The 26,864-nt window shown below is 72.8% G+C and carries 24 protein-coding genes; 12 read left to right on the top strand and 12 right to left on the bottom strand.

The window, feature by feature from the left end:
* The first annotated feature begins 164 nt into the window (after nt 1–164).
* The 5 genes from IAG42_RS03845 (at nt 165) to IAG42_RS03830 (ending at nt 4,039) form a co-directional block, all read left to right on the top strand.
* Nucleotides 165–884 carry an HNH endonuclease family protein gene (locus tag IAG42_RS03845; protein ID WP_188335595.1) on the top strand — a complete coding sequence of 240 codons (720 nt, stop codon included), beginning with the start codon at nt 165–167 and terminating at the stop codon, nt 882–884.
* Nucleotides 881–1,159 (top strand): hypothetical protein, encoded by a 279-nt coding sequence (locus IAG42_RS03840; protein ID WP_188335594.1) that lies wholly within the window; start codon nt 881–883, stop codon nt 1,157–1,159. The genes IAG42_RS03845 and IAG42_RS03840 overlap by 4 nt, the downstream gene beginning before the upstream one ends.
* Before the next feature lie 111 nt (nt 1,160–1,270).
* The gene (locus IAG42_RS38315) at nt 1,271–1,393 is read left to right on the top strand and encodes a putative leader peptide (RefSeq protein ID WP_262928304.1); all 123 of its coding nucleotides are present in this window, start codon (nt 1,271–1,273) and stop codon (nt 1,391–1,393) included.
* Nucleotides 1,394–1,438: 45 nt separating this feature from the next.
* Complete coding sequence (locus tag IAG42_RS03835; RefSeq protein ID WP_188335593.1) at nt 1,439–2,647, top strand: LLM class flavin-dependent oxidoreductase; 1,209 nt, start codon at nt 1,439–1,441, stop codon at nt 2,645–2,647.
* A gap of 21 nt (nt 2,648–2,668) precedes the next feature.
* On the top strand, nt 2,669–4,039 hold the full coding sequence (locus tag IAG42_RS03830; protein WP_188335592.1) for an NtaA/DmoA family FMN-dependent monooxygenase: 1,371 nt from the start codon (nt 2,669–2,671) through the stop codon (nt 4,037–4,039).
* Nucleotides 4,040–4,111: 72 nt separating this feature from the next.
* On the opposite strand, the gene IAG42_RS03825 is transcribed toward IAG42_RS03830, so the two are convergent.
* A complete protein-coding gene (locus IAG42_RS03825; protein ID WP_188335591.1) occupies nt 4,112–4,675 on the bottom strand; it encodes an NADPH-dependent FMN reductase in 564 nt (187 codons plus the stop codon).
* Nucleotides 4,676–4,784: 109 nt separating this feature from the next.
* On the opposite strand from IAG42_RS03825, the gene IAG42_RS03820 reads away from it, so the two are divergent.
* Entirely contained in the window at nt 4,785–5,417 is a 633-nt protein-coding gene (locus IAG42_RS03820) for a TetR/AcrR family transcriptional regulator (protein WP_188335590.1), read from the top strand.
* Here the strand turns inward: IAG42_RS03820 and IAG42_RS03815 are convergent.
* The gene (locus IAG42_RS03815; RefSeq protein WP_188335589.1) at nt 5,398–5,814 is read right to left on the bottom strand and encodes a hypothetical protein; all 417 of its coding nucleotides are present in this window, start codon (nt 5,812–5,814) and stop codon (nt 5,398–5,400) included. The genes IAG42_RS03820 and IAG42_RS03815 overlap by 20 nt on opposite strands.
* A 149-nt stretch (nt 5,815–5,963) precedes the next feature.
* Entirely contained in the window at nt 5,964–6,182 is a 219-nt protein-coding gene (locus IAG42_RS03810; RefSeq protein WP_188335588.1) for a hypothetical protein, read from the bottom strand.
* A gap of 127 nt (nt 6,183–6,309) precedes the next feature.
* Here IAG42_RS03810 and IAG42_RS03805 point away from each other — a divergent pair, with 127 nt between their 5' ends.
* Nucleotides 6,310–6,699 carry a VOC family protein gene (locus tag IAG42_RS03805; RefSeq protein ID WP_188335587.1) on the top strand — a complete coding sequence of 130 codons (390 nt, stop codon included), beginning with the start codon at nt 6,310–6,312 and terminating at the stop codon, nt 6,697–6,699.
* Here the strand turns inward: IAG42_RS03805 and IAG42_RS03800 are convergent.
* Nucleotides 6,689–7,888, bottom strand: coding sequence for an acyl-CoA dehydrogenase family protein (locus IAG42_RS03800; RefSeq protein WP_188335586.1), 1,200 nt, complete (start codon nt 7,886–7,888; stop codon nt 6,689–6,691). The genes IAG42_RS03805 and IAG42_RS03800 overlap by 11 nt on opposite strands.
* A 31-nt stretch (nt 7,889–7,919) precedes the next feature.
* Nucleotides 7,920–9,479 (bottom strand): AMP-binding protein, encoded by a 1,560-nt coding sequence (locus IAG42_RS03795; RefSeq protein WP_188335585.1) that lies wholly within the window; start codon nt 9,477–9,479, stop codon nt 7,920–7,922.
* Between the two features lie 182 nt (nt 9,480–9,661).
* On the opposite strand from IAG42_RS03795, the gene IAG42_RS03790 reads away from it, so the two are divergent.
* Nucleotides 9,662–10,282, top strand: coding sequence for a TetR/AcrR family transcriptional regulator (locus IAG42_RS03790; RefSeq protein WP_188335584.1), 621 nt, complete (start codon nt 9,662–9,664; stop codon nt 10,280–10,282).
* Here IAG42_RS03790 and IAG42_RS03785 read toward each other — a convergent pair.
* Entirely contained in the window at nt 10,225–11,607 is a 1,383-nt protein-coding gene (locus tag IAG42_RS03785; RefSeq protein ID WP_188335583.1) for an MFS transporter, read from the bottom strand. The two genes, IAG42_RS03790 and IAG42_RS03785, sit on opposite strands and share 58 nt — an antisense overlap.
* Before the next feature lie 238 nt (nt 11,608–11,845).
* Between IAG42_RS03785 and IAG42_RS03780 the strand changes: the two genes are divergently transcribed.
* On the top strand, nt 11,846–12,211 hold the full coding sequence (locus IAG42_RS03780) for a (2Fe-2S) ferredoxin domain-containing protein (RefSeq protein WP_188335582.1): 366 nt from the start codon (nt 11,846–11,848) through the stop codon (nt 12,209–12,211).
* A gap of 3 nt (nt 12,212–12,214) precedes the next feature.
* On the opposite strand, the gene meaB is transcribed toward IAG42_RS03780, so the two are convergent.
* From meaB to IAG42_RS03760, 4 genes are all read right to left on the bottom strand, one after another.
* Nucleotides 12,215–13,222, bottom strand: coding sequence for a methylmalonyl Co-A mutase-associated GTPase MeaB (gene meaB / locus IAG42_RS03775; protein ID WP_188335581.1), 1,008 nt, complete (start codon nt 13,220–13,222; stop codon nt 12,215–12,217).
* Nucleotides 13,223–13,226: 4 nt separating this feature from the next.
* Entirely contained in the window at nt 13,227–15,401 is a 2,175-nt protein-coding gene (gene scpA / locus IAG42_RS03770) for a methylmalonyl-CoA mutase (RefSeq protein ID WP_188335580.1), read from the bottom strand.
* Nucleotides 15,401–17,212, bottom strand: coding sequence for a methylmalonyl-CoA mutase family protein (locus tag IAG42_RS03765; protein ID WP_188335579.1), 1,812 nt, complete (start codon nt 17,210–17,212; stop codon nt 15,401–15,403). The genes scpA and IAG42_RS03765 overlap by 1 nt, the downstream gene beginning before the upstream one ends.
* A 107-nt stretch (nt 17,213–17,319) precedes the next feature.
* Nucleotides 17,320–17,907: a DsbA family protein gene (locus IAG42_RS03760; protein ID WP_188335578.1), complete on the bottom strand. Its 588-nt coding sequence runs from the start codon at nt 17,905–17,907 to the stop codon at nt 17,320–17,322.
* A gap of 211 nt (nt 17,908–18,118) precedes the next feature.
* On the opposite strand from IAG42_RS03760, the gene IAG42_RS03755 reads away from it, so the two are divergent.
* The 3 genes from IAG42_RS03755 to IAG42_RS03745 all read left to right on the top strand — a co-directional run bounded on the left by IAG42_RS03755 (nt 18,119) and on the right by IAG42_RS03745 (nt 23,426).
* On the top strand, nt 18,119–20,689 hold the full coding sequence (locus tag IAG42_RS03755) for an ATP-dependent Clp protease ATP-binding subunit (RefSeq protein WP_394811188.1): 2,571 nt from the start codon (nt 18,119–18,121) through the stop codon (nt 20,687–20,689).
* A gap of 41 nt (nt 20,690–20,730) precedes the next feature.
* Nucleotides 20,731–21,018: a hypothetical protein gene (locus IAG42_RS03750; protein WP_188335577.1), complete on the top strand. Its 288-nt coding sequence runs from the start codon at nt 20,731–20,733 to the stop codon at nt 21,016–21,018.
* Between the two features lie 230 nt (nt 21,019–21,248).
* Nucleotides 21,249–23,426, top strand: a complete 2,178-nt coding sequence (locus IAG42_RS03745) for an FdhF/YdeP family oxidoreductase (RefSeq protein WP_262928327.1) — start codon at nt 21,249–21,251, stop codon at nt 23,424–23,426.
* Here IAG42_RS03745 and IAG42_RS38310 read toward each other — a convergent pair.
* Both IAG42_RS38310 and IAG42_RS03735 read right to left on the bottom strand, forming a co-directional pair.
* A complete protein-coding gene (locus IAG42_RS38310; protein ID WP_188335576.1) occupies nt 23,398–24,612 on the bottom strand; it encodes a PucR family transcriptional regulator in 1,215 nt (404 codons plus the stop codon). The genes IAG42_RS03745 and IAG42_RS38310 overlap by 29 nt on opposite strands.
* A 90-nt stretch (nt 24,613–24,702) precedes the next feature.
* Nucleotides 24,703–26,592 (bottom strand): ABC transporter ATP-binding protein, encoded by a 1,890-nt coding sequence (locus IAG42_RS03735; protein WP_394811187.1) that lies wholly within the window; start codon nt 26,590–26,592, stop codon nt 24,703–24,705.
* Between the last annotated feature and the right edge of the window lie 272 nt (nt 26,593–26,864).

Below are 26,864 nucleotides of genomic sequence, written 5' to 3'. Positions count from 1 at the left end.
TCCGCCTCCGCGACGGGCCGTCGCGCGCGCGTTCGGCCCGTACGGAACGGTGGTGAACATCGCCCGTCCGTGCGTGAAGCTGCCGTCGACACGCCCCTGCCGAGACGTTTCTCCGCCTAGAGTGCGCGGAGTACGGAGTTCGGCGGAAGTGAAGAGGGCGGGTCATGGGGCGTCAGACGCGGTGGTGGAGTGCCGGATTGAGCCTGCTGGCCGTGCTCGCGGTGGGCGGCTGCGCGGCGCAGCAGGACGACGCGGACGGGGCGGCAACCCCGGCGGCCGGGGCGAGCGCCCCGCAGGAGAGCGGCGCCGCGGGCGCGCCCGAGGCCACCGGCACCCTGCCGGGCATGCCGACGGCCCAGCGCGCCCGGCAGCTGCTCACGACCCTGAAGGTGGGCCCGCACGGCTCGATGTCGGGCTACAGCCGGTCCAAGTTCCCGCACTGGGCGGAGCAGGGCGAGGACTGCAACACGCGGGAGACCGTGCTCGCCCGCGACGGCAAGGACGTCGAGAAGGACGCCGAGTGCCGCGCCGTGTCCGGCACCTGGGTCAGCGTCTACGACGACAAGACCTTCACCGACGCCTCCGGCCTCGACATCGACCACACCGTGCCGCTCGCCAACGCCTGGCGTTCGGGCGCCTCGAAGTGGACGCAGGAGGAGCGCAGGACCTTCGCCAACGACCTGACGCACCCGCAGCTCCTGTCGGTGTCCGCCGCGTCGAACCGCTCCAAGGGCGACCAGGGCCCCGACGAGTGGCAGCCGCCGGCCAAGTCCTACTGGTGCGCGTACGCCCGCTCGTGGACCGCGGTGAAGGCGACCTACGCGCTCACCGTCACCGAGGCCGAGAAGAACACCCTCACCGAGATGCTGGACACCTGCTCATGACGGCCGGCGCCGCGGACGACGGCAGGCTGGTCAGCGCGATCGAGGCGGGGCCCGGCGGCGCGATGACCGACGAGGTCGGGGTCATCACCGGGGACGTCACGCTGGCCACGGTCCCGGTGGCGGACGGTCTGGCCCGCGTCGAGATCCAGTACACGGACGCCGACGAGTGGTACACGCTGACCGGCAGCCCGGTCCCCGTACCGCCGGACGGGCTCGCGGCGCTGCACGAGCGGCTCGTCGAGCGGGTGGAGAGCGGCGGCGCCGCGCAGGCCTGAACGATTTCACGCTGCCGCAACGCACCACGCGCCCGACTCCTGTTAGACATGACAGTCAGACACGACGTCAGACATGACGGGCAGGCCGGTCCGGGGCGGAGGGGGAGTCGCGTGCGACACGACGCCGGCACCGCGCCCGTGCCCCTCACGGTCAATCCCGGCCGGCGCCTCCTGCTGTACACCCGCCCGTACATCGACCTCCAGCGCGTGGCCGCCGCGCTCTGTCCTTCCTGAGCCGCACCCGGAACCCGAACACCCGGACCTCAGGAAGGCACACCCGTGTCCTCAGCACCCTCCGCACCGCTGCACCTCGCCGTCGCGCTCGACGGCACCGGCTGGCACCCCGCGTCCTGGCGCGAGCCCGCATCCCGGCCCCGCGAGCTGTTCACCGCCCGCTACTGGGCCGGCCTCGTCACCGAGGCCGAGCGCGGGCTGCTCGACCTCGTCACCATCGAGGACGGACTCGGCCTCCAGTCCAGCCACTTCCTGGAGCCCGACGACCGCACCGACCAGGTTCGCGGCCGGCTCGACGCGGTCCTGACCGCCGCGCGCGTCGCCCCGCTCACCCGGCACATCGGCCTCGTGCCGACGGCGGTGGTCACGCACACCGAGCCGTTCCACCTGTCCAAGGCCATCGCCACCCTCGACCACGTCAGCTCCGGGCGCGCCGGGGTCCGCGTGCAGATCACCGCCCGCCCGCACGAGGCCGCGCACTTCGGCCGCCGCACGATCGAGCCCATCGACGCCTACGACAGCCCGGCCGCTCAGGACCTCGTCACCGACCTGTTCGACGAGGCCGCCGACTACACCGAGGTGCTGCGCCGGCTGTGGGACAGCTGGGAGGACGGCGCCGAGATCAGGGACGCCGCCACCGGCCGCTTCATCGACCGGGACCGGCTGCACCCCATCGACTTCGAGGGCCGCCGCTTCAGCGTGCGCGGCCCCTCGATCACCCCGCGTCCGCCCCAGGGGCAGCCCGTCGTCACCGCCCTCGGCCACCAGACCGTCCCGTACCGGCTCATCGCCCGGCAGGCCGACATCGGCTACGTCACCGCCCACGACCCCGGGCAGGCACGGGCGATCGTCGCCGAGATCCGCGCTGAGCAGGAGGCGGCCGGCCGCGCGGGCGAACCGCTGCACGTCTTCGGCGACGTCGTCGTGTTCCTGGACGAGACGGAGCGCGCGGCCCGCGACCGGCTGTCCCGGCTCGACACCGCCGCCGGATCCCCGTACGAGAGCGACGCCCCCGTCTTCACGGGCACCCCTGCCCAACTCGCCGACCTCCTCCAGGAGTTGCAGGCCGCGGGCCTGTCCGGGTTCCGGCTGCGGCCCGCCGTGCTCGGCCACGACCTGCCCGCGCTCACCCGCGGCCTCGTGCCCGAGCTCCAGCACCGCGGCGCCTTCCGCCGCGCCTACGAGGCCGACACCCTGCGCGGTCTGCTCGGGTTCGCCCGCCCCGCCAACCGCTACGCCACGACCGCCGCCTGAGCCGGACGGAGACCGCACGCCATGAGCAAGCCGCAGAAGCAGATCCATCTGGCCGCCCACTTCCCCGGCGTCAACAACACCACGGTGTGGAGCGACCCGCGGGCCGGCAGCCACATCGACTTCGGTTCCTTCACGCACTTCGCGCGCACCGCCGAACGCGCCAAGTTCGACTTCCTGTTCCTCGCCGAGGGCCTCCGGCTGCGCGAGCACGCGGGGGAGATCTACGACCTGGACGTCGTCGGCCGCCCCGACACCTTCACCGTCCTGGCCGCGCTCGCCGCCGTCACCGAGCACCTCGGACTGACCGGCACGATCAACTCCACCTTCAACGAGCCGTACGAGGTGGCCCGCCAGTTCGCGAGCCTCGACCATCTGACGGAGGGCCGCGCCGCCTGGAACGTCGTCACCTCCTGGGACGCCTTCACCGGCGAGAACTTCCGGCGCGGCGGCTTCCTGCCGCAGGAGGAGCGGTACACGCGCGCCGCCGAGTTCCTCGCCACCGCGCACGAGCTCTTCGACTCCTGGCGCGGCGACGAGATCCTCGCCGACCCGGCGACCGGGACCTTCCTGGGCGACGCGAAGGCCGGCGCGTTCGTGCACTCCGGCCGGCACTTCGACATCCAGGGCCGGTTCAACGTCCCGCGCTCGCCCCAGGGCCGCCCGGTGATCTTCCAGGCGGGGGACTCCGACGAGGGCCGCGAGTTCGCCGCGTCCGACGCCGACGCGATCTTCAGCCGGTACGCGACCCTGGAGGAGGGGCAGGCCTTCTACGCCGACGTCAAACGCCGGCTCGCCCGGTACGGCCGCCGCCCCGAGCAGCTGAAGATCCTGCCCGCGGCGACCTTCGCCCTCGGCGACACCGACGCCGAGGCCGAGGAGCTGGCCCGCGAGGTGCGCCGGCAGCAGGTCAGCGGCGCCACCGCCCTGCGCCACCTGGAGTTCGTCTGGAACCGGGACCTGTCCGCGTACGACCCGGACGGACCGCTGCCCGACATCGACCCGCTGGTCAGCGACGGGCACATCGCCGAGGGCCGGGCCCAGGTCCGGATGTACCGGGACCCCCTCGCCACCGCCCGCGAGTGGCGCGAGCGGGCCGCCGCGCACGGCTGGTCGATCCGCGACCTGGTCATCAACACGGGCAACCGGCAGAACTTCGTCGGCTCGCCGGAGACGATCGCGCGGAGCATCGACGCGCTCGTCCAGGCCGACGCCGCCGACGGATTCATCCTCGTCCCGCATCTGACGCCCGGCGGGCTCGACGCGTTCGCGGACCGGGTCGTACCGCTGCTCCAGGAGCGGGGTGTCTTCCGCACGGAGTACGAGGGACCGACGCTCCGCCACCACCTGGGGCTCGAGCACCCCGACGGGTCCGGGGCCGCGCGGGCCGCCTGAGCCGTACGTTCCCCCCTCACGCAGACGAAAGAGCCCGGGCCGCGCGGCCCGGGCTCTTTCGGAGGGTGACGGTCAGGCGGCGACGGCCTCACCGGCGTGGCCGTGCACGCGGGCGATGACCTCGGTCAGCTGCTCGGCGACCTCGGCGTCGTCGACCGGGTGGGTCGAGGCGAAGCGCTCCAGCGAGCCCGGGATCGACAGCTTGACGTCCTCGAGCACGGTGCCGCCGGCGATGCCCACGGCCTTGCGGGCCTCGTCCTGCGCCCACACGCCGCCGTACTGGCCGTACGCGGTGCCCACCACGGCGACCGGCTTGCCGGTGAAGGCGCCCGCGCCGAACGGACGGGACAGCCAGTCGATGGCGTTCTTCAGGACGGCGGGGATGGTGCCGTTGTACTCGGGCGAGAAGAGCAGGAAGCCGTCCGCCTCGCCGGCGGCGGCGCGCAGGGCGGCGGCCGCGGCGGGGACGCTGCCCTCGACGTCGATGTCCTCGTTGTAGAAGGGGATCTCGGCCAGGCCCTCGTAGAGCACGACCTCGGCGCCCTCGGGGGCGAGCTTGACGGCCGCCTCGGCGAGCTGGCGGTTGTGCGATCCGGCACGGAGGCTGCCGACGAGCGCGAGGATACGAACAGACATGAGGAGCTCCAAGATGCTGAGGCTGGTCACCGAGCGATCGAGTGATGCGGACCGGGGTCCGTTTAGATTTGTACCACCGTAAGCGGACCGGGGTCCACTTTTCTGGGAAATGCTTTACGCTGAGTTCATGTCCAGCAGCCTTCCGCTCCAGATCGGCACGACCGCCGACGAGCCCTGTCTGCGCGCGGACGCCGCGCGGAACCGGGCACGGCTGTTGGAGGCCGCCGCCCGCCTGGTCGCGGAGCGCGGCGCCGCCGCCGTCACCATGGAGGCGGTCGCCGCCGAGGCCTGCGTCGGCAAGGGCACCGTCTTCCGCCGCTTCGGCGACCGCGTCGGACTGCTCACCGCCCTGCTCGACCACACCGCGAGCCGGCTCCAGGCCGACCTCATCAGCGGCCCCCCGCCGCTCGGCCCCGGCGCCCCGCCCGTCGAGCGGCTGCGCGCCTTCGGCCTGGAGGTGCTGCGCCGCTCCTCCGAGCAGCTGGAGCTGTTCCTCGCCGCGCAGGACGAGCCCGCCCGCCGCGTCGGCCACCCCTCGCAGCGCGTCCTGACCCTGCACGCGACGATCCTGCTGCGCGAGATCGACCCCGGCGCCGACCACGAGCTCCAGGCCCACGCCCTGCTCGGCTACCTGGACCCGGCCGTCATCCACTTCCTGACGAAGGAGCGCGGGATGCCGCTCGAGCGGCTCGAGGAGGGCTGGCTCGACCTCGTCGAGCGGATCAGCACACCGGTCGCCTGAGCCGCCACAAAGCCTCGATCCGGCCCGTCAGATGCGGGCACAGGGGTCCGGCGGCGGGCAGCGCCACGCCCAGCCGGAGCCCGGCCGCGGCGAAGAACCGCCGGCCCCGGCGCGACTGCACCGTCGTCGTCCAGCGGAATCCGGGCCCGGAGCGGACCGCGGCCCGCACCAGTTCGAGCCCGATGCCCTCGCGCCGCCGCATCTCGTCGACCCACAGGGACCGCACGCGCCCCGTACGGCAGTGGGCGCACACCCGGAAGCGGATCTCGGCGACCTCCGCGCCCGCGCCCGTGCGCACCGTGACGCGCCGTTCGTCCTCGTCGCCCGGCCGGCTCTCGGCGCGCAGCACGAGGCCGCCGTCACCTGCCGTCAGCGCCAGGCCCGTCCGTCCGAACATCACGGGCCTCCCGGTGGGCCGTCCTCGCGGTGTCGGCGCATCGTGTCACGGGCGCGCCGCCACCGGGAGGGGGTGCGGGCGGGTGACTTCCGGCGCCCGGGAGCGCGCCGGGGGCGGGCCGGACGCCGGGCGCCGCCGGGCCGGGACGGTCAGCGGCGCAGCGGGGAGAGCACGTCCATCGCGTACTCGAGGGCCTCCGGCTGGGTCGCCTCGCCGAGAAGCGGGAGCAGCGGCAGCACCGAGCAGCCGCGGTTGCCCTCGTCCTGGTGGTCGATCTCCCAGCGGAGATCGGGCTTGCCGGCCTGGGTGGTCGCCACCACGAACAGCGGCTGGGCACAGCCTTGGCACAGGTAGTGGTGGCGGTTCATGGCCTCCCTCTCCGCGGCAGGGGTCTCGGAAGGCCGATTCTCCGCCGCCGCGGCCCGTCCTGCCTCAGGGGTGGGCTGAGTGGGGCGCGGCCCTTGCGGGGCACGGATCCCGTGAGACCCTGCCGCCATGATCGGAGAGCTGCAGTGCGTGGTCCTCGACTGCGCCGACGGCGAGGTGCTGTCCCGGTTCTACGCGGAACTGCTGGGCGGCGAGGTGAACCGGCCGGACCGGCGCTGGGCCGTGGGCGACGGCTGGTCGACCCTGCACACCGAGCGCGGCCTTGTGCTCGCCTTCCAGCGGGTCGCGGACCACCGGCCGCCCCGCTGGCCGGACCCCGAGCGCCCCGCCCAGTTCCACCTCGACGTGGACGTCCCCGACCTGGAGGCCGCGCAGGCCAGGGTCCTGGAGCTGGGCGCGGAGCTGCTCGACGCGGGCGAACCCGCCCGGGGCTGGCGGGTGTTCGCCGACCCCGCGGGACATCCGTTCTGCCTGCTGGGGCGCCCCGTCACTCCATGAAGGCGAGGCCGTGGGCGATACCGTTGCGCTGGATCTCCGATGTGCCGGTCAGCACCCGGAACATGCGGATCTTGCGGAACAGGAACTCGATCTCGTGGCCCTGGGTCAGCCCCTCCTTGCCGTGGATCTGGACGGCCTGGTCGAGGATGCGGAACGCGGACTCGGCGACGAACAGCTTGCTCATGAACGCCTCCGTGCGCACCTCCTCGCCCCGGTCCAGGGCGGCGAGCGCCGCGTACGTCATGGACCGGGCCGCGTACAGCTCGGTGGCCATGTCGGCGACCTTGTGCTGCACGGACTGGAGGGCGAGCAGCGGCTGCCCGCCCGCGACCTTGCGGGTCCGGGTCCGCTCCAGGGTGAGGGCCAGAGCGCGGCGGGTCGCGCCGATGACGCTCGGGCAGTGCAGCAGGCGGTTCGTCGTGACGCGGCCGAGCGCGATCCGCATGCCCCGGCCCTCCTCGCCGAGCAGGTTCGCGGCGGGGACCCGGCAGTCGTCGAGCACGATGTCGCTCTCGATGTGCTCGCCCGACATCGGCGTGGCGCCCTCCGCGACCGTGCAGCCCGGGCTGTCGAGATCCACGAGGAACGCGGAGAACGCCGGCTTCTCGCCCTCCTCCTCGCCGCTGCCCGCCATCCGCGCGACGACGATCGCGAAGTCCGCGAACGGGCCCGCCGAGCTGAACACCTTGTGCCCGGTGAGCCGGTAGCCGTCCCCGTCCCGCACCGCCGTCGTCCGCATCGCGCGCACGTCGGACCCGGCGTCGGTCTCCGTGAGCGAGAAACAGCAGGCCCGCTCGCCCCGGACGACCGGGAGCAGGTACCGCTCCAGTTGGTACGGGGTGGCGTGGCGCAGGATGTCGCCGGCGCGCAGCGGGCCGCCCATGTCGCCGAGGACGCTGTGCCCGAGGACGCGGCCGGACGCGCCGACCTCCTCCTTCAGGGCGGCGAGCGCGGTGTGCGAGAGGTTCCGTCCGCCGTACTGCTCGGGCAGGTGGATCCCGTAGAAGCCGAGCTCGCGGCTGCGCCGCCAGACCGGTTCGAGGTCGGCGCGGGTCAGCCGGGACGCGTGGGTGAAGCCGTGCCGCTTCTCGTGATCGGCGAGTTCGCCGTCGAGGTAGGTGCGCAGACGGTCGACCAGGTCGGCCAGTTCGGGGTCGTGCGCGTAGGAGGGGCGCAGGGAGAAGGTCATCGGTCGTTCCTCAAGGGGTGCGGCTCGGGGGTCAGTTGACGCGGCGGGCGGCGTCGGCCCAGAACGGTTCGCGGACGGCCTTGCGGTCGAGCTTGCCGTTGCGGTTGTGGGGGAGCGCGGCCACGAAGTCGACGCTGCGGGGCTTCTTGAAGCGGTCGAGGCGGTCGGCGCAGAACGCGGCGATCTCGTCGGCGCTCGGCGCGTGCCCCGGCCGCGGCACGACGACGGCCTTGACGGCCTCGCCCCACCGCTCGTCCGGCACGCCGACGACGCACGCCTCCTGGACGCCCGGATGCTCGTAGAGGGCGGCCTCGACCTCGGTGCAGTAGATGTTGAAGCCACCCGAGATGATCATGTCCTTCTTGCGGTCGACGAGGAACACGTAGCCGTCCTCGCGCATCCACGCGAGGTCGCCGGTGTGCACCCAGCCGTCCCTGAACGTCTCGGCGGACAGCTCCGGTTCGCGCCAGTACGCGCGGACGCAGTCCGGGCCGCGCACGATCAGCTCGCCGACCTCGCGCGCCGGCAGCGCCCGGCCCGCGTCGTCGACGATCCGCAGCTCGGTGTCGTAGACGGCACGCCCGCAGGACTGGAGCAGCTCCGGGTCCTCGGCCAGGCCGCGGGCGATCTCCTGGCTGCTGAGCGCGGCGACGGCGCTGGTGGTCTCGCCCAGGCCGTAGCCCTGCGCGACGACCGGGCCGAAGAGGGCGACGGCGTCCTTGAGGCGCTGCGGGGAGATGGGGGCGCCGCCGACGCGGACGCTGGTCAGGCTGGACAGGTCGCGCCCGTCCGCGCCGGGGTGGGCGAGCACCATGTTGACCATGGCCGGCACCAGGAACGTCGTCGTGATCCGCTCCCGCTCCACGGTGTCCAGGAACGTCCCGGCGTCCCAGGCGGGCAGGACGTGGGTCGCGGAGCCCGCGAAGACGTTGGCGAGCAGGGTCATGCCGGTCGCGTGGGTGATGGGGCCGCAGGCGAGGTAGCGGGAGTCGCGGCGCGGCCGGGACTCCTCGTTCATGAGCAGCTTGCGCATGTTGGCGAGCCGGTTGCCGAAGGTCTGCACCGCCGCCTTGAGCGTGCCGGTCGAGCCCGAGGTGAAGTTGAGGACGCAGGCGTCGTGCTCGTCGACGTCCACGGGCTCCGGCGCTTCCCCGGCCGCCTCGTCGAGCAGTGCGGCGTAGGAGAGTTCGGCGCCGGAGGTGCTGTCGAGGGAGACGGCCAGGCAGTCGGTGCCCGCCGCCTCGATCGCGGCCAGGGCGTCCTCGCGATGCGCCGCGTCGAACACGAGGAGGCGGACGGGCGCGTACTCCAGGATGTGCCCGACCTCGGTGCGGCCGAGCCGGGCGTTGATCGGGGCGCGCACCAACCCGGCCTTGTAGAGGGCGAATTCGACCTCCACCAGCTCGCCCCGGTTCCAGGCGAGCGAGGCGACCGCGTCGCCGGGGCGCAGTCCGCGGGCGAGCAGCGCGGCCGCGAGGCGGTCGGTGGCGCGGTCGAGCTCCGCGAAGGTCCAGGTGCGCTCGCCGCAGACGAGGGCGGTCGCGTCGGGCCAGTAGCGGGCACTGCGGGTCAGGTACGTGCCGAGGTTCATCGACCGTCTCCTCCGTGGAAGTTCAGCGGGAACGGCCGCATCTGCCGAATATCAAACAGCCAGGCCGTTACTGAACACATTGTTCGGTAACTACTGGACTGTCAAGAGCCCCTAGACTGAGCGCGACCACGACAGGGGCGATCCCGGCAGGGGGCGGCCCCGACAGGGCGAAGGGAAGCGGCATGGCCGAGGACAGGCGCACCAGGCGCACCCGCCGGGCGCTGGGCGGGGCACTGGTCGAGCTGGTGCTGGAGCGCGGCTTCGGCGCGCTGACCGTCGAGGACATCACCGAGCGCGGCGACGTGGCCCGCGCCACCTTCTACGCCCACTTCAAGGGCAAGGACGACCTGTTCGCCCGGGTCACGAGGGACCTGCTCGACGAGCTCGCGCAGCGTCTCGAACCCGTGATGGCCGACAGCGCCGTCGGCTTCACCGGCAAACCGGTCCTGGAGATGCTCCGGCACGTCACCGACGAGCGGGACACCTACCGGGCCGTGCTGCGCGGCGAGGGCGACGGCAAGCCCCTGCAGATGTTCATGGACGCCTGCTCGGCCTACGCCGCCCGGGAGTTCAAGGCCCGCGCCGAGCGCAACGACGTGCAGCCGCGCATCGACGCTGACCTCCTGGCCCGCGTCTGGGTCGGCGAACAGGTCGCCGTGCTGCGCTGGTGGGCGGAGCAGGACGCCCCGCCTGTGCCGGCCGAGGAGGCCGTGCGCATGCTCCTCGACCTGGCGCTGCGCGGCCGCTACTGGGCCAGCGGCTTCCCGGGCCCGGACGTGCCCGCCCCCGACGGCTCCGCCTGACGGAACGCGGCGAGCCGCGCGGCGTCCCGGGCCGGACGGATGAGAAGGACCGCCACGAGACCGCAGACGATCATCACCGCGGACGCCAGCGCGAAGGACCGCGCGTAGCCCGCTCCGGAGGACGCCGCCGAGTCCAGGAAACGCCCCGTCAGGGACGGTGCGAGCAGGGCCGGCAGGGTCCCCGTCGCCGCCACGATGCCGAACAGCGCGCCCCGCTGCGCGCCCGGCGCCACCGCCGCGGCCGTCATGTAGTGCAGCGGGAACGCGATCGAGTGCGCGCCGAACGCGATCGCGATCAGGGCGATCCGCCCGGCACCCGGCCCGGCGAGCGGGATCAGTGCCATCGCCGTACCCGCGCAGAGCACCGCGACGCCCTGCGGCACACCGGTCGACCAGCGCGAGGACACACCGCGCCGGGTCAGCCGGTCGACCGCGGGGGACAGCGCGAGCAGCAGCAGGAAGCTCAGCCCGGACACGGTGCTGAGGGTCGAGGCCGCCGTGCCGGGGCTCATCGCCATCTCCGTCTGCAGGTACGAGGGCAGCCACGCCTGACTGAGCGTCATCGCCCACTGGGCGCCGAACGCGCTCGCCACGCTGCCGATCACCGTGCCGCACAGCAGCAGCCGCCGGTAGGGCACCCGCCCCCGCGCCTCCGGCTCCGCCCGGGCCGCGTCCGCGGACCGCTGCTGCGTGCGGTCGTACGGGCCGTCGTGCCCGAGGAACCACCACACGGCGCTCCAGGTGACGCTCACCACCGCGAGCGCGGCGAACGCCGAGCGCCAGCCGAACGATGTGATCAGCCAGGTCACCAGCGGCGCCGCGACCAGCGTGCCGAGCGCGGCCCCGCTGATCTGGAGCGCGGACGGCAGCCCGCGCCGCCCCGCCGGGAACCACTTGTACAGGGCGTGCATCGACATCGGCGTGGCCGGACCCTCGGCGGCGCCCAGCAGCACCCGCCCCACGACGAGGGCCGGCACCGCCGCCACGATCAGCACCGGCAGCTGGGCGACGCCCCACACCAGGCACATCACGAACAGCAGCACCCGGCTGGAGATCCGGGACGAGAAGAAGCCCACCAGCAGCCCGGACAGGCTGAAGAGCACCGAGTAGGAGCTGGAGATCAGCCCGTACGTCCCGTGGCTGATGTCCAGCTCCCGCATGATCGGCCCGGCGGCGAGCCCCAGGACCGACTTGTCGGCGAAGTTGACGACCGTGAACGTGACGATCAGCGCGGTGACGGTCCAGGCGCGCCGCCGGTCGAACGCGGGCGCCTCCAGGGGGTCCAGGCGGTCGAGGACCGGGGGCGGGGATGGCTGCGAGGGCATGCGCGAACTCCTGCGGTGTCAGGGAGCGGGCAGGCGCGGCGCCGGGGGAGCGGCGTCGTCTGCGGCGCCGAACGGAGTTACTGAACAACTCGTCCGCTAACGATTGAGTTGTTCGGCAACGTAACCCGCTGGACACCTCCGGTCAATGGGTCCGTGCACGCGGCCGCACGCAGAACGGCCCCGCCGAGGGGCGGGGCCGGTTCAGGGGCCTGCTGGGGTGCCGCATAGCATGATCGGCATGGGAAAGCCGAAGAAGTCCGCCGCGCCGTGCCGGATCGTCGTGTGCCGCGACTGCTGCTGCGGCAGCCCCAAGGTGGCCGGTGACCACGCCGCCCAGCGCGCGCGGCTGCGGGACGGGGCGCCCGTGCAGATCTCCAAGTGCCTCGACGTCTGCGACCAGGCCAACGTGATCGTGGTCCAGCCGTCGACGGAGGGCCGGGCCGCCGGAGGCCGCCCGGCCTGGTTCGGGCTCGTCAACGACGCGGAGGCGACCGAGGACATCCTGGCGTGGGTGCGGGCCGGCGGGCCGGGCGTCGCGCCCTGCCCCGACATCCTCGACCTCTACGCGTTCAAGCCGTCACGCCGGGTCCGCGACGCCCTCTAGGACCTACTCCGGCCGGTCGGCGGAGCGTTCGCCGTCGCGGAACGCGGCGAGCAGCCGCTCCGCCGCCACCGTCGCCGTCAACTCGCCCGCCCTGACCTGCTGTTCGAGGCCGGGGGACAGGGCCCGTACGGCCGGTGCCGCGTGGAGCCTTCCGAGGAGCTCGTCGCGGACCATCGCCCAGGTCCAGCCGACCTGCTGGTCCCTGCGCCGCTCGGCGAGCCGGCCCGTCGAGTCGAGCAGGGTCCGGTGCTGTTCGAGCCGCTCCCACACGGTGTCCAGGCCCGTCGACTCGCGCGCGCTGCAGTGCAGCACGGGCGGCGTCCAGAACGCGTCCTTGCCGTGCATCAGCCGCAGCGCGCCCGCCAGTTCACGCGCGGCCGCGCGGGCGTCCCGCTCGTGCGGGCCGTCCGCCTTGTTCACCGCGATCACGTCGGCCAGCTCCAGGACGCCCTTCTTGATGCCCTGGAGACCGTCACCGGTGCGCGCCAGACTCAGCAGCAGGAACGTGTCGACCATGTCGGCGACCGCGGTCTCCGACTGCCCGACGCCGACGGTCTCCACGAGGATCACGTCGTAGCCCGCCGCCTCCATGACCACCATGGACTCCCGGGTGGCCTTGGCGACGCCACCGAGCGTGCCCGCGCTGGGGGAGGGGCGCACGAAGGCGTTCGCGTCGACCGCGAGCCGCTCCATGCGCGTCTTGTCGCCCAGGATCGAACCGCCGGTCCGCGTGGAGGACGGGTCGACGGCGAGCACCGCCACGCGGTGCCCGAGCCCGGTCAGCATGGTGCCGAAGGCGTCGATGAACGTCGACTTGCCCACCCCCGGCACCCCGCTGATCCCGATGCGCCGCGACCGGCCGCTGTGCGGCAGGAGCGCGGTCAGCAACTCCTGCGCCAGCGCCCGGTGCTGCGGCCGCGTCGACTCCACCAGGGTGACGGCGCGGGCGACGAGCGCCCGCTTCCCGTCGAGGACACCCTTGACGTACGTGTCGAGATCGAGAGGCGCCATCGGACTACGCGTCGTGCCCGAGGTCGACGGCGAGCCGCTCGATCAGATCGTGCGCCGCGTCCGGGATGACCGTGCCGGGCGGGAACACCGCCGCCGCGCCCATCTCCAGGAGCGTCGGCACGTCCTGGGGCGGGATCACACCGCCGACCACGATCATGATGTCCTCGCGGCCCTCCTCGGCCAGTGCCTCGCGCAGCGCGGGCACCAGCGTCAGGTGGCCGGCGGCCAGCGACGACACACCGACGATGTGCACGTCCGCCTCGACCGCCTGCCGGGCGACCTCGCCCGGCGTCTGGAACAGCGGGCCGACGTCCACGTCGAAGCCCAGGTCGGCGAAGGCCGTCGCGATCACCTTCTGGCCGCGGTCATGGCCGTCCTGGCCCATCTTCGCGACCAGGATGCGCGGCCGGCGTCCCTCCGCCTCGGCGAACGCGTCGACGCGCTCCCTGGTCCGGTCCACGTTGGCGGACTCCCCTGCCTCGTTGCGGTACACGCCGGAGATCGTACGGATCTGGCCCGCGTGCCGCCCGTACACCTTCTCCAGGGCGTCCGAGATCTCGCCGACGGTCGCCTTGGCGCGCGCCGCGACCACGGCGAGCTCCAGCAGGTTGCCGTCACCGCCGGCCGCCCGGGTCAGCGCCGCGAGCGCGTCCTGGCAGGCCGTCTCGTCGCGCTCCTCGCGCAGCCGGCGCAGCTTGGCGATCTGCTGCGCGCGCACCGACGAGTTGTCGACCTTCAGGACCTCGATCTGCTCGTCGCTGTCCACCCGGTACTTGTTGACGCCGATCACCGGCTGCCGGCCCGAGTCGATGCGGGCCTGCGTGCGCGCCGCCGCCTCCTCGACCCGCAGCTTCGGGATACCCGCGTCGATGGCCTTCGCCATGCCGCCGGCCTGCTCGACCTCCTGGATGTGCTGCCAGGCCCGCCGCGCCAGGTCGTACGTCAGCTTCTCCACGTACGCGCTGCCGCCCCACGGGTCGATCGTGCGCGTCGTGCCGGACTCCTGCTGGATCAGCAGCTGCGTGTTGCGGGCGATGCGCGCCGAGAAGTCGGTCGGCAGCGCGAGCGCCTCGTCCAGCGCGTTCGTGTGCAGCGACTGCGTGTGGCCCTGCGTCGCCGCCATCGCCTCGACACACGTACGCGTCACGTTGTTGAACACGTCCTGCGCCGTCAGCGACCAGCCCGAGGTCTGCGAATGGGTGCGCAGCGACAGCGACTTGGCGTTCTGCGGGTCGAACTGCTTGACCAGCTTCGCCCACAGCAGGCGGGCCGCGCGCAGCTTCGCGACCTCCATGAAGAAGTTCATGCCGATCGCCCAGAAGAAGCTGAGCCGCGGCGCGAACGCGTCCACGTCCAGGCCCGCCTCGCGCCCCGCCCGGATGTACTCGACACCGTCGGCGAGCGTGTACGCCAGCTCCAGATCGGCCGTCGCACCCGCTTCCTGGATGTGGTAGCCCGAGATCGAGATCGAGTTGTAGCGGGGCATCCGCTGGGAGGTGTACGCGAAGATGTCGGAGATGATCCGCATCGACGGGCCCGGCGGATAGATGTACGTGTTGCGGACCATGAACTCCTTGAGGATGTCGTTCTGGATGGTCCCCGCGAGCTTCTCCGGCGGAACGCCCTGCTCCTCCGCCGCCACGATGTACAGCGCGAGCACGGGCAGCACCGCGCCGTTCATCGTCATCGACACGGTCATCTTGTCCAGCGGGATACCGTCGAACAGCTGTCGCATGTCGTAGATCGAGTCGATCGCGACACCGGCCATGCCGACGTCACCCGTCACCCGCGGGTGGTCGCTGTCGTAGCCGCGGTGCGTCGGCAGGTCGAACGCGACGGACAGACCCTTCTGACCGGCCGCCAGATTGCGCCGGTAGAACGCGTTGGACTCCTCGGCCGTGGAGAAGCCCGCGTACTGACGGATCGTCCACGGCTGGTTCACGTACATGGTCGGGTACGGGCCGCGCAGATACGGGGCCGCGCCCGGGAACGTGTCCAGGAAGTCCAGGCCCTCGAGGTCCTGTCCCGTGTACAGCGGCTTGACGCCGATGCCCTCGGGCGTCTCCCACAGCAGGTCGGAACCGTCGGCGGCCTGCTCGACCGCCGCGTTCCACACGTCGGCGCCCGGCCCGGAGCCGGGCGTGCCCAGCTCGACGCCGGAGAAGTCGGGTACGGACATCAGGACACTCCCATGCGGTCGAGCGTGGCGGACAGCACGGCCACGGCGTCACAGCCTGCGTAGACGTACGAGTCGACGTCCGCGTACGGTCCCGGGCGGCCGGCCAGCGCCACGTGCGAGGCACCCGCGGCGCGCAGCGCGGCCACCGTCTCGTCGGCCTGCTCCGCGTACAGCTTGTCGCTGGAGCACACGCACACCTCGGTGGTGCCGCTGTCCTCGAACGAGCCCTCGGTGACCGGCTCGACGCCGCCCGCCTGGAACAGGTTCGCGGCGAAGGTGAGGCGCGCCGAGTGCGCCGCGGCCGGGCCGAGCGCCGCGAGGAACACCTTCGGGCGGGCGCCCGTCCTCGCCAGGAACGCGTCCGAGCGGGCCCGCAGCTCCTCGAACGCCTCGTCACGGCGCACCCGCGGCAGACCGCCGGACGGCTGGGCGGGCAGCGGCTCGCGGACCACCGGCTGCTCGGCCAGGAACGGGAACTCGCTGACACCCGTGACCGGTTCGCGGCGCTCCGCGATCCGCGCGCTGCGCGCGGCCCACGTCGCCGCGATCCGGTCCTGCACCAGACGCGAGCCGAGCGCCGCCGCCTGGCCGCCCCCGCGCTCGATCTCCTGGAAGAACTCCCAGGCGGCGTGCGCCAGTTCGTCGGTGAGGCGCTCCACGTACCAGGAGCCGCCGGCCGGGTCGATCACCCGGGCCAGGTGCGACTCCTCGACGAGGATCGTCGACGTGTTGCGCGCGATGCGGCGCGCGAACGCGTCGGGCAGGCCCAGCGCGTGGTCGAACGGGAGCACCGTCACCGCGTCCGCGCCGCCGACCCCGGCCGCGAGCGTCGCGATCGTCGTGCGCAGCATGTTCACCCACGGGTCGCGGCGCGTCATCATCACCGGCGACGTCACCGCGTGCTGCACCTGCGCGCCCGCCTCGGGCGCCCCGCACACCTCGGCGACACGGGCCCAAAGGCGGCGCGCCGCACGGAACTTGGCGATCGTCAGGAACTGGTCGGCGCTCGCCGCGTAGCGGAACTCCAGCTGCCCGAGGGCCTGTTCGACGCTCAGCCCGGCCGCCGTCAGCTCCCGCAGGTACGCGACACCGGTGGCCAGCGAGCAGGCCAGCTCCTGTGCGGCCGAGCCGCCCGCCTCGTGGTACGGCAGCGCGTCCACCGTCAGGGCGCGCAGCCCCGGGTACTCCTCGGCGCAGCGCTTCGCCAGCGCCGCGACCGGCGCGAAGCCGAACGACGCGCCGGTGCGGGCCTCGTGGCCCAGCGGGTCGGCGCCGAGGTTGCCGCGCACCGCGTCGGCGGCGACGCCCCGGGCGGCGTAGATCTCGAACAGACTGCGGGCCGCGGCCTCGACCTCGGCGCCCGCGTCGAGCACCACCGGCGCGAGGTCCAGGTACACGCCCTCCAGGGTGGCCGGGAGCGCGTCGACCGGGATGCCGGCCTCGCCGCCCACGGTCAGCCACAGGGACGTGACCCCGTTCTCCAGGTCGGCGAGGACCGCCGCGGAGTCGGAACGGGAGTGCGGCTGGCGCACGTCCCAGCCGCCCAGCGTGTTCCCCTCGGGGCGGCCGCCGCGCACGAACGGTGCGAAGCCGGGCAGCCCGGAGGCGGAGGTGTCGTCGTGCGCGGTGTAGAGGGGGCGGGCACGCAACCCGTCCTCCAGCGCGGTGGAGAGGGCTTCTTCCGCTTCCGCGGCCGAGACTTCCTTACCCGACTTGCGCAGAACACCCGCGACCAGGTGCTGCCACTGTTCATGTGTCGCGTCAGGGAACTCGGCCGCCAGGGAGAGCCCGTCGTCAGGCAGGACCGTCATGCTCGGATGCTAGGTCAGATCCGCGCGGGAGCAGCAGGTATACAGAGTGTGACCTTGTTCTCCTTGCCAGAACCGGATCAGGACTCTAGACGGCCGCGGGCGGTCGTTCAGGCGGACGCGAGCTGCTCGGCGAACTCCCGCGGCGTCATGACCGCGGTGCCGTCCACGTTCACCACCGGGATCACGGTGTCGTCGTAGCGGACGGCCGGCGTGCCCACGAGACCGAAGGACGCGAAGGCTCCGGTCACCTCCGCCGCCCACGTGTTGTAGACGTCCTGGGCGACCTTGGCGTCGAAGTCCGCGGACCGCAGGCCCGCGACCGTGCCGGCCACCGACAGCAGGTGCGCCGGAACGCCGAATCCGTCGTCGCCGGGAGGGAAGGGCTGCGCCGCGAACAGGGCGCCGAGATAGTCCATGAACGGACCGGCGCCCACGTCCGCGGCCGCGCCCAGCGCCGCCAGCGCCCGCCGAGAACCGCTGCCGCCGACCGTGTCGTCCATGACCGCCGCGAAATGGAACTCGAGGACGAAATCGCCCGCGTCGGCGCCGTCGCGGAACGTGTCGAGCAGACTCGCGGCCAGATGCGCGCTGGCCCGGTCGCGCAGTTCGAGAAAGACCTGGAGCCGGTGCGCGTTACCCGTGTCGCCGTAGTACAGGGTCGTGCCGCCGCTGCCGGTCGTCTGTGCGGGAACCATGCTTCGAGACTGACACGGAACGGTGCCGCGTGCGGCCCGGGGACCTGCGCGTCCGTTCACTTTGTGGGCCCTCACAACGCCGTTTGTGCGCCGTGCCAGAACCGGGCGGCAGGAGCCCGGGACAGTGATCACGGGGGCCCGGTTCGGTTGCGGCGGGGCACCGGCCGGGCTTGTCTGGAGAGGCACGTCGCACTGCCCATCGGGAGTTGCCATGTCGATGTCGTCCTTCGGATTCGGTTCCGATCCCTTCGGTTCCTCCGACCCCTTCGGTTCCTCGGATCCGTTCAGCGAGATGCTGAACCGCTTCTTCGGAATGTCCCCCGCGTCGTCCCCGCCCGCCGTACAGCGTGTTCCCATCGGGCGGCTGCTGACGGAATCGTCCACGGAGCTCGTCAACCTGGCCGCGCGCAAGGCCGTCGAGGACGGCAGCTCCGACCTGGACACCGAGCACCTCCTGTGGGCGGCCACCAAGGTCGACCCGTCGCGGCGGCTGCTGGCCCGCGCCGGTGTCGACCCCGACGCCCTCGCCGCCGAGATCGCCAAGGTGCTGCCGGGGGAGTCCGGCGAACCGTCCGCCGACCCCGGGCTCACCCCGGCGGCCAAGCGGACCCTCGCCGACGCCTACGCCCGCTCCCAGCAGGCCGGTGTCTCCTACATCGGACCCGAGCACATCCTGGCCGCCCTCCTCGGCGACCCCGACACCGGCGCGGCCAAGATGGTGCGCGCCGACGGTCTCGACCCGGGGAAGCTCTCCGGGCTCACCGAGCAGGCGGCCCCGCGCCGGGAGGACGGGGCGGCCGGCACCGGACAGCCCGCCACGACGCTCGACGAGTACGGCCGGGACCTGACCGAGGAGGCGAAGGCGGGGAAGCTCGACCCGGTGGTGGGCCGGGCCGAGGAGATCGAGCAGACCGTCGAGATCCTGTCGCGCAGGTCGAAGAACAACCCGGTGCTGATCGGTGAGCCGGGGGTCGGCAAGACGGCGATCGTGGAGGGTCTGGCCCAGCGGATCGTCGCGGGCGAGGTGCCGGAGACGCTGAAGGGCAAGCGGGTTGTCGCCCTCGACCTGTCGGGCATGGTGGCGGGTGCGCAGTACCGCGGCCAGTTCGAAGAACGCCTGAAGAAGGTCATCGAGGACGTCCAGAACGCCGGCGGCGACATCATCCTCTTCATCGACGAACTCCACACCGTCGTCGGCGCGGGCGCCACGGGGGAGGGCGCGATGGACGCGGGCAACATGCTCAAGCCCGCCCTCGCCCGCGGCGAACTGCACGTCGTCGGCGCCACCACCATCGACGAGTACCGCAAGCACATCGAGAAGGACGCCGCGCTCGAGCGCCGCTTCCAGCCCGTGCTCATCCCCGAGCCGACCGTGGAGCAGACCGTCCAGATCCTGGAGGGCCTGCGCGACGCGTACGAGGCCCACCACCAGGTCCGCTTCGCCGACGGGGCACTGGCCGCCGCGGCCGAGCTGTCCGACCGCTACATCGGCGACCGGTTCCTGCCCGACAAGGCCATCGACCTCATGGACCAGGCCGGTGCCCGGGTCCGGCTGCGCAGCGCCGGACGCTCCACCGAGATCGTCAGCCGCGAGGACAAGATCGCCAAGCTGACCCGCGAGAAGGACCAGGCGATCGCCGCCGAGGACTTCGAGCGGGCCTCCGAGCTGAAGCGCGACATCGCCGAGGTGGAGGGCGAGCTCGCCGGGATCGAGGAGCGCCGCGAGGGCGTCGTCTCCGTCACGGCCTCCGACATCGCGGACATCGTCTCGCGGCGCACCGGCATCCCCGTCTCCCAGCTCACCGCGTCCGAGAAGCAGAAGCTCCTCAAGCTCGAGGAAGAGATGCACGCCCGCGTCGTCGGCCAGGACGAGGCCGTCACCGCCGTCTCCGAAGCCGTCCGCCGCAACCGCGCGGGCATGGGCGACCCGAACCGGCCCGTCGGCTCCTTCCTCTTCCTCGGCCCGACCGGCGTCGGCAAGACCGAACTCGCCAAGACCCTGGCCGCGTTGCTGTTCGGCGACGAGTCCAGCATGGTCCGCTTCGACATGAGCGAGTTCCAGGAGAAGCACACCGTCGCCCGCCTGGTCGGCGCCCCGCCCGGATACGTCGGCTACGACGAGGCCGGACAGCTCACCGAGAAGGTCCGCCGGCGCCCCTACAGCGTCGTCCTCTTCGACGAGATCGAGAAGGCGCACCCCGACGTCTTCAACACGCTGCTGCAGATCCTCGACGACGGCCGGCTCACCGACTCGCAGGGCCGCACCGTCGACTTCCGGCACTGCGTGGTGATCATGACGTCGAACATCGGGGCGCACCGCATCCTCGCGCACGAGGGCGACGCCGCCGAGCTCAAGGACGAGCTCATGGACGAGCTGCGCACCCGCTTCCTGCCCGAGTTCCTCAACCGGATCGACGACATCATCGTCTTCCACAGCCTCACCGAGGACGACCTAGGCGAGATCCTCGGCCACCTCCTCGACCTCAGCGAGCACCGGGTCCACGCCCAGGGCCTGAAGCTCGAGGTCACCGAAGCGGCCCGCAAGCTCCTGATCGCGCACGGTCACCAGCCCGAGTTCGGCGCCCGCCCGCTGCGCCGCACCGTCCAGTCCGAACTGGACAACCGCATCGCCTCGCTGCTCCTGAGCGGCGACGCGGAACCGGGCGACACCATCGTCGCCGACGTGCGGAACGACACGCTGCACTGCACTGTTCGTAAGGGGGACCCGCAGCCCGAGGACGGGCCCGAGCCGGCCGCCGCCGACTCCGAGACCACGTCCTGACCTGCGAGTTCTCCCGCAGCGTAGGCATTCGAGGAGGAGCGATGGTGCACCACCACAAGCCGAACCGCGAGGTCGGCGGCGACCCGGACCGCGACAGCGACCACGGCCGCGGCCTGCCGCGCCGCCCCGACAGCGAACGCCTGGAGCGCCGCACCGAGCGGGACCGCCGCGCCGTCGGCCTGCCCGACGGCGCGCCCGAACCGGCCGCCGTCCAGTACGAGGAGGCGCACGCCGAGATCGACCGCCAGGCGGCGAGCGGGGAACTGCGCACGGGCGACACCCGCCGCGCCGAGCGCGACGCCTTCCCGCCGTCCCGCTACGACCGCTGACCCGGCCGCTCACCGCGTCACCTCAGCACCCCGTCACCGCGTCACACCCGTCGTCCCGCAGACGTGAAAGCCCCCGAGGGGCGGAGAGGAACACCGTCGTGAACGCCTCCCAGGCCGGCCAGGAGGGGACGGAGCCCCGCGTGGGCCCCGTCCCCGAGGGGGAGCCGGAATTCCACCCGTACCACCACCCGGCCGCGGGCTGGGGGGCCGCCAAGAGCGTCACCCGGTTCATGGCGCGCGAACGCGCGACCGACGGGCCCCGCGCCATCCTCAAGATGAACCACGAGAACGGCGGCTTCGACTGCCCCGGATGCGCCTGGCCCGACGACCTCAAGGGCCTCAAGCTCGACATCTGCGAGAACGGCATCAAGCACGTCACCTGGGAGATGACCCCCAAGCGGGTCGGGCGCGACTTCTTCGCCGCGCACTCCGTGACCGAGCTGTCCGAGTGGACCGACTACGCCCTGGAGGACCAGGGCCGGCTCACCGAACCGATGGTCTACGACCCGGACACCGACCACTACGTGCCCATCAGCTGGCGCGACGCCTTCGAGCTGGTCGGCCGCACCCTGCGCGAGCTCGACGACCCGAACCAGGCGTCGTTCTACACCTCGGGCCGGCTCGGCAACGAGGCCACGTTCCTCTACCAGCTCTGGGCCCGCGAACTCGGCACCAACAACCTGCCCGACTGCTCCAACATGTGCCACGAGGCCAGCGGCCGCGCGCTCCAGGCGGCGCTCGGCACCGGCAAGGGCACCTGCGACCTCAAGGACTGGGAGAGCACCGACGCCCTGTTCATCATGGGCGTCAACGCCGCGTCGAACGCGCCGCGCATGCTCACCGCCCTCGCCGAGGCCTACCACCGCGGCGCCCAGATCGTGCACGTCAACCCGCTCGTCGAGGCGGCCGCCACCCGCACGATCATCCCGCACGACTTCACCGACATGGCCCTCAACAAGTCGACGCGGACCAGCACCCTGAACCTCCAGGTGCGCATCGGCGGCGACATGGCCTTCCTGCGCGGCCTCGCCAAGGCCGTCCTCGAACAGTCGGGGACCGACCCCAAGGCCCTCGACCAGGAGTTCATCGACCGGCACACCACCGGCTTCGAGGAGTACCGGGCCCTGTGCGAGGACACCTCGTGGGACGAGATCGAACGCCAGTCGGGCCTGACCCGGGAGGCGATCCTCAAGGCCGCGCGCGTCTACGGCGAGGCCGACCGCAGCATCATCAGCTGGTGCCTGGGTGTCACCCAGCACGAGCACGGCGTCGACACCGTCCGCGAGATCGTCAACGTCCTGTTGCTGCGCGGCAACCTCGGCCGCGAGGGTGCCGGGCCGTCCCCCGTGCGCGGCCACAGCAACGTGCAGGGCAACCGCACCTGCGGCATCGACCACCGGCCCACGGAGGAGTTCCTCCAGCGGCTCGCCGACGTCTGCAAGATCGACCCGCCGCGCGCCCACGGCCTCGACACCGTGCACACCATCAAGGCCATGCGAGCCGGCGACGTGAAGGTCTTCGTCGGCATGGGCGGCAACTTCGCGCTGGCCGCCCCCGACACCCCGTACACGTACGCCGCCCTGCGCAACTGCGAGCTCACCGTGCAGGTCAGCACCAAGCTCAACCGCAGCCACGTCGTCCACGGCCGCAAGGCGCTCATCCTGCCCTGCCTCGGCCGCACCGAGAAGGACCAGCAGAAGGCCGGCGTCCAGAGCACCTCCGTCGAGGACTCGATGAGCATGGTGCACCTGTCCGTCGGCATGAAGCGCCCCGCGTCCAAGCACCTGCTCTCCGAGCCCGCGATCATCGCCGGCATGGCCCGCGCCACGCTGCCCGAGAGCGACACCCCGTGGGAGTGGTACATCGAGGACTACGACCGGGTCCGCGACACGATGGCCCAGGTCCTGGACGGGTTCGAGGACTGCAACCGGCGGGTGCGGCTCCCGCTCGGCTTCCGGATCAAGCAGCCCGCGCGCGAGCTGGTCTTCCTCACCGAGTCCGGCAAGGCCGAGTTCTCCACCGCCCCGCTGCCCGACGTCGTCCCCGCCGCCGGCACCCTGGCGCTCGGCACCATGCGCTCCCACGACCAGTGGAACACCACGATCTACTCCGACAACGACCGGTACCGGGGCATCAAGAACCTGCGCAGCCTCGTCTTCATGAACAAGGACGACATGCGCGAACGCGGCATCTCCGAGATGGACCCGGTCGACATCACCAGCACCGCCCGGGACGGCAGCACCCGCAGCCTGAACGGCTATCTCGCGATCCCCTACGACATGCCGCGCGGCTGTGCCGCCGGGTACATGCCCGAGATGAACGTGCTGTGCGCCCTGGACGACTACAGCACCCAGAGCGACCAGCCGATCATGAAGCACGTCAAGGTGACCGTCGAACCGGCCGGCTGAGCCGCACCGCGTCCACCGCCGTCACCAGTTCCGCGAGAGCGCGCGGGTCGCCCAGCGAGCGGCCCGTGAGCTCGCGGATCCGGCCCAGGCGGTAGCGGACCGTGTTCGGGTGGCAGTGGAGCAGCCGCGCCGCCTCGTCCGCAGAGCCCGACTGCTCCACGAACACCTCCAGTGTCCGCAGCAGCGGGTCCCGGTCCTCCGCCGGCAGTTCGAGCACCGGCCCGAGGACCTCTCGGGCCAGGCGCCGCCCCTCGTCCGGGTCGTACGCGATCAGCGCGGCCAGTGGACTCCCGCTGAAGCTGCGCACCTCCGCCGTCCCGACCGGCACACCGGCCAGCGCGGAGCGGGCCAGGTGCAGCGCCCGCGGCGTGTCGGACAGCGACCGGTACGCCGGGCTCACCCCGGTGCGGGCCGTGGCCGCGTCCCGCAGCGTCTTCAGGGCCGCCGCGTGCTGCTCCACGCGCAGCGCCACCACCCCGGTCTGGAGGGTCGGCGTCAGCTGCCACGCCGACACGACCCCGATCTCGGCGAGCCGGCGCTCGACCCCGATCAGGCTCTCCTCGGCGAGCCCCGAGTTCTCCGCCGCCACCACGACGAGGTCCGTGTCGAGCGGCAGGCCGAGCAGCTTGCCCACCTCCCACGCCCCCGAGTCGAGCACCAGCTGCCCCGTGAACAGCGCCTCCACCAGCGCCGAACGGCGCCGCTGCTGCGCGGTGAGCAGCTCCGCCGTCGCCGCCCGGTACGCCTCCGTGAGCGCCAGCGCGTGCTCGTCGGACAGCCGCCACAGCGTGCTCGACGCGTCGACCAGCGCGTCCAGCGTCCTCGCGTCCCCCTCGGCGCGCACGTGCCCCAGCATCAGGTCCCAGAGCATCGCGCACGCGATCCGGTAGCAGCGCAGCACCTCCGGCAGCGGGGCCCGCTGGTGCGCGCGGCGCCGGCCCGTCTCCGAGGGCGCCGCCAGATCGGGGGTGTGGTCCGGGTCCGCGAGCCCCCGCACGACGAAGCGCAGGTTCACGTCGACGGAGCGGTGCAGATCGGCCGCCGGGACGACGTCGTCCCGGCGGTACAGGTCGATCCGCTCGCGCACCCGCGCGCACACGGCGTCGGTCAGCCCCGGCAGCTGCCGCCCGGCCCACGCCACCAGCTCGGCCGGCAGCGCCGCGCCCACCGCCCCGCGATCACCCATCTGAGCTCCCCGTCCACCCTCGTCCGGCCCCTGCGATGCTACGCGCAGCGACCGGACGGGGCGGGGGTGACGATCACCGGGCGGGGCGTGTCACCGGTCCCCGGCGAGCCGGACGAGGTCGGCGAACAGACCGCCCGCGTGAGCGAGTTCCTCGTACGTGCCCTGCTCGACGATCCGCCCGTGCTCCATCACCACGACACGGTCGGCGCACCGCGTGTTCTCCAGCTGGTGCGTCACCACGATCGTCATGCGCCCGGCCGCCCCGCGCCGGATCCGCTCGAAGATCTGGTGCTCCCCGCGCGGGTCCATCTGCGAGGTCGGCTCGTCGAGGATCACGAGCGGTGTGTCGCGGTACAGGGCGCGGGCACACGCCAGGCGCTGCCACTGGCCGCCGGACAGCTCGGCGCCGCCCCACAGCTCCTTGGCGAGCAGCGTGTCCAGCCCCTGCGGCAGACGCTCGACGGGCTCGCGCATCCCGACCGCGTCGACCGCCTCCCACACCGCGTCGTCGTCGTACGTCCTCGGCTGCCCCAGCGTCACGTTCTCCCGGACCCGCAGCGGCCAGCAGGCGAAGTTCTGCGGCACCAGCGCGGTGCGCCGCCACACGGAGTCGGGGTCCGCGCCGGCCAGATCCGTGCCGTCCCACAGGACGCGTCCCTTGTCGGGCAGCAGGATCCCGGTGAGCAGCCGGGTCAGCGTGCTCTTGCCCGAGCCGTTCTCCCCGACGACCGCGAGGATCTCGCCGCGGCGCAGGGTCAGCGAGACGCCGTCGACGGCCGGGCGGTCCTTGCCGGGGTAGCGGTAGACGGCCTCGTCGAGCCGGATCTCGTCGACCCGCTCGGGGACGGCCGCGGTGCCGCGTCGCGGCGCGCGCTCGGCCGCGAGCCCCAGGAAGGACCGCATGTCGGCGAGGTACAGCGAGGTGTGGAACATCGCGGCGCCGTTCTGCACGAACTGCGACAGCGCGGCCAGCGCCGTCTGCACCGCCACCACGGCGGTCGCCGCGACGGGCAGCGCCACCCGGCCCGTCACCGCGAGCCAGGCGAGCACCGCCCACGTGAGACACAGGAACAGTCCGCCGAGCGCGGCCGTGGTCAGGGTGATCCGCAGCATGCGGGGCGCGGCCGTCAGCGTGCGACGGTCGATCCGGTCGGACAGGGCCCGGTACCAGTACAGGAGGTAGCCGGTCATCCCGTTCGCCCGCACCTCGTCGCCGTAGCGGGAGTAGGTGGCCCACCAGCGCATCATCGAGCGGACGTTGCGGTCGCCGACGTTCAGGTAGTGCGTCTCGTAGTCGACGCGCGCGGACAGGACCGCGCCGGCGCCGGCCGGGAGGACGGCCAGCAGGAGCAGCGGCAGCATGGTGGGGTGCAGGGTGGTGACGACCCCGGCGGCCGCCGCCATCCGGATCAGCGCCGCGAGGAAGCGCTGCGCGTCCTGCACCATCGTCCGGGTCCGGGTGACCCCGACCTCGGCGGCCTCCTGCCGGTCGCTGAACCCGTCCTCCCCGTACGCGGCCGACTCCACCCGGCACACGGCGCCGACGAGCGCGACATCGGCCTCGGTGATCAGCAGGGGCGTGATCCGGCCGTCGGCGTACGAGGCCAGGGCGCCGCTGATCCGGCCCGCGGCGGCGCCCGCCGTGACGGCGAGGAGGGCCGGCAGCGAGGCGTGCAGGCGTTCGGTGACGGGGCCCGCGCCGAGGAGGTGGCGCATGGCCTCGGCGGTCGACGCGAGCACCAGGGCGGCCGCGCCGCCGGTGAGCAGCTGGCACAGGAGCAGCAGCAGGACGCCGGTCCTGTCGACGGCCCAGGCCATCCGCGCGGTGTGGGCGAGCACCGCCGGCAGCCGCCGGCACATCGCGCCGAAACCGGCTCCGGCCAGCGGGTTCTCCCCGTACTTGCCCTCGAAGGTGATCGTTGCGGGCGGCGGGGGAGGAGGGGTGTCCGGCTCGGGCGGCGCGGTACGGGTCATGGTCATCCAGGTCCTCCTGCTCCGGCACACCGCACCCGGGTGGTGCGGCGGTGACCGGGACAACGAGCCCGCGGCGGATTCGAACGCGCTCGATTCCGGACGTCGCGCGACCGCGGAATCCCGGGCCGCCGCAGCGACGCCCTCGGTGCCCGAACGGCCCCGGTTCCCGCTCCGTTGGCCGAATCGCCGTGCTTGATACGGGTGTGACGGATGAGGTCTGCTGAAGGGGTGCGCGCCGCCACGGCGCGCGCCTCCCCGGGCGTCTTGAGCGGCGCCCC

Origin of the sequence: Streptomyces xanthii, from assembly GCF_014621695.1 — a bacterium.
Lineage (GTDB): Bacteria > Actinomycetota > Actinomycetes > Streptomycetales > Streptomycetaceae > Streptomyces > Streptomyces xanthii.
The sequence above is the reverse complement of the archived record's forward strand: the minus strand, read 5'-3'. Positions and strand labels throughout refer to the sequence as shown.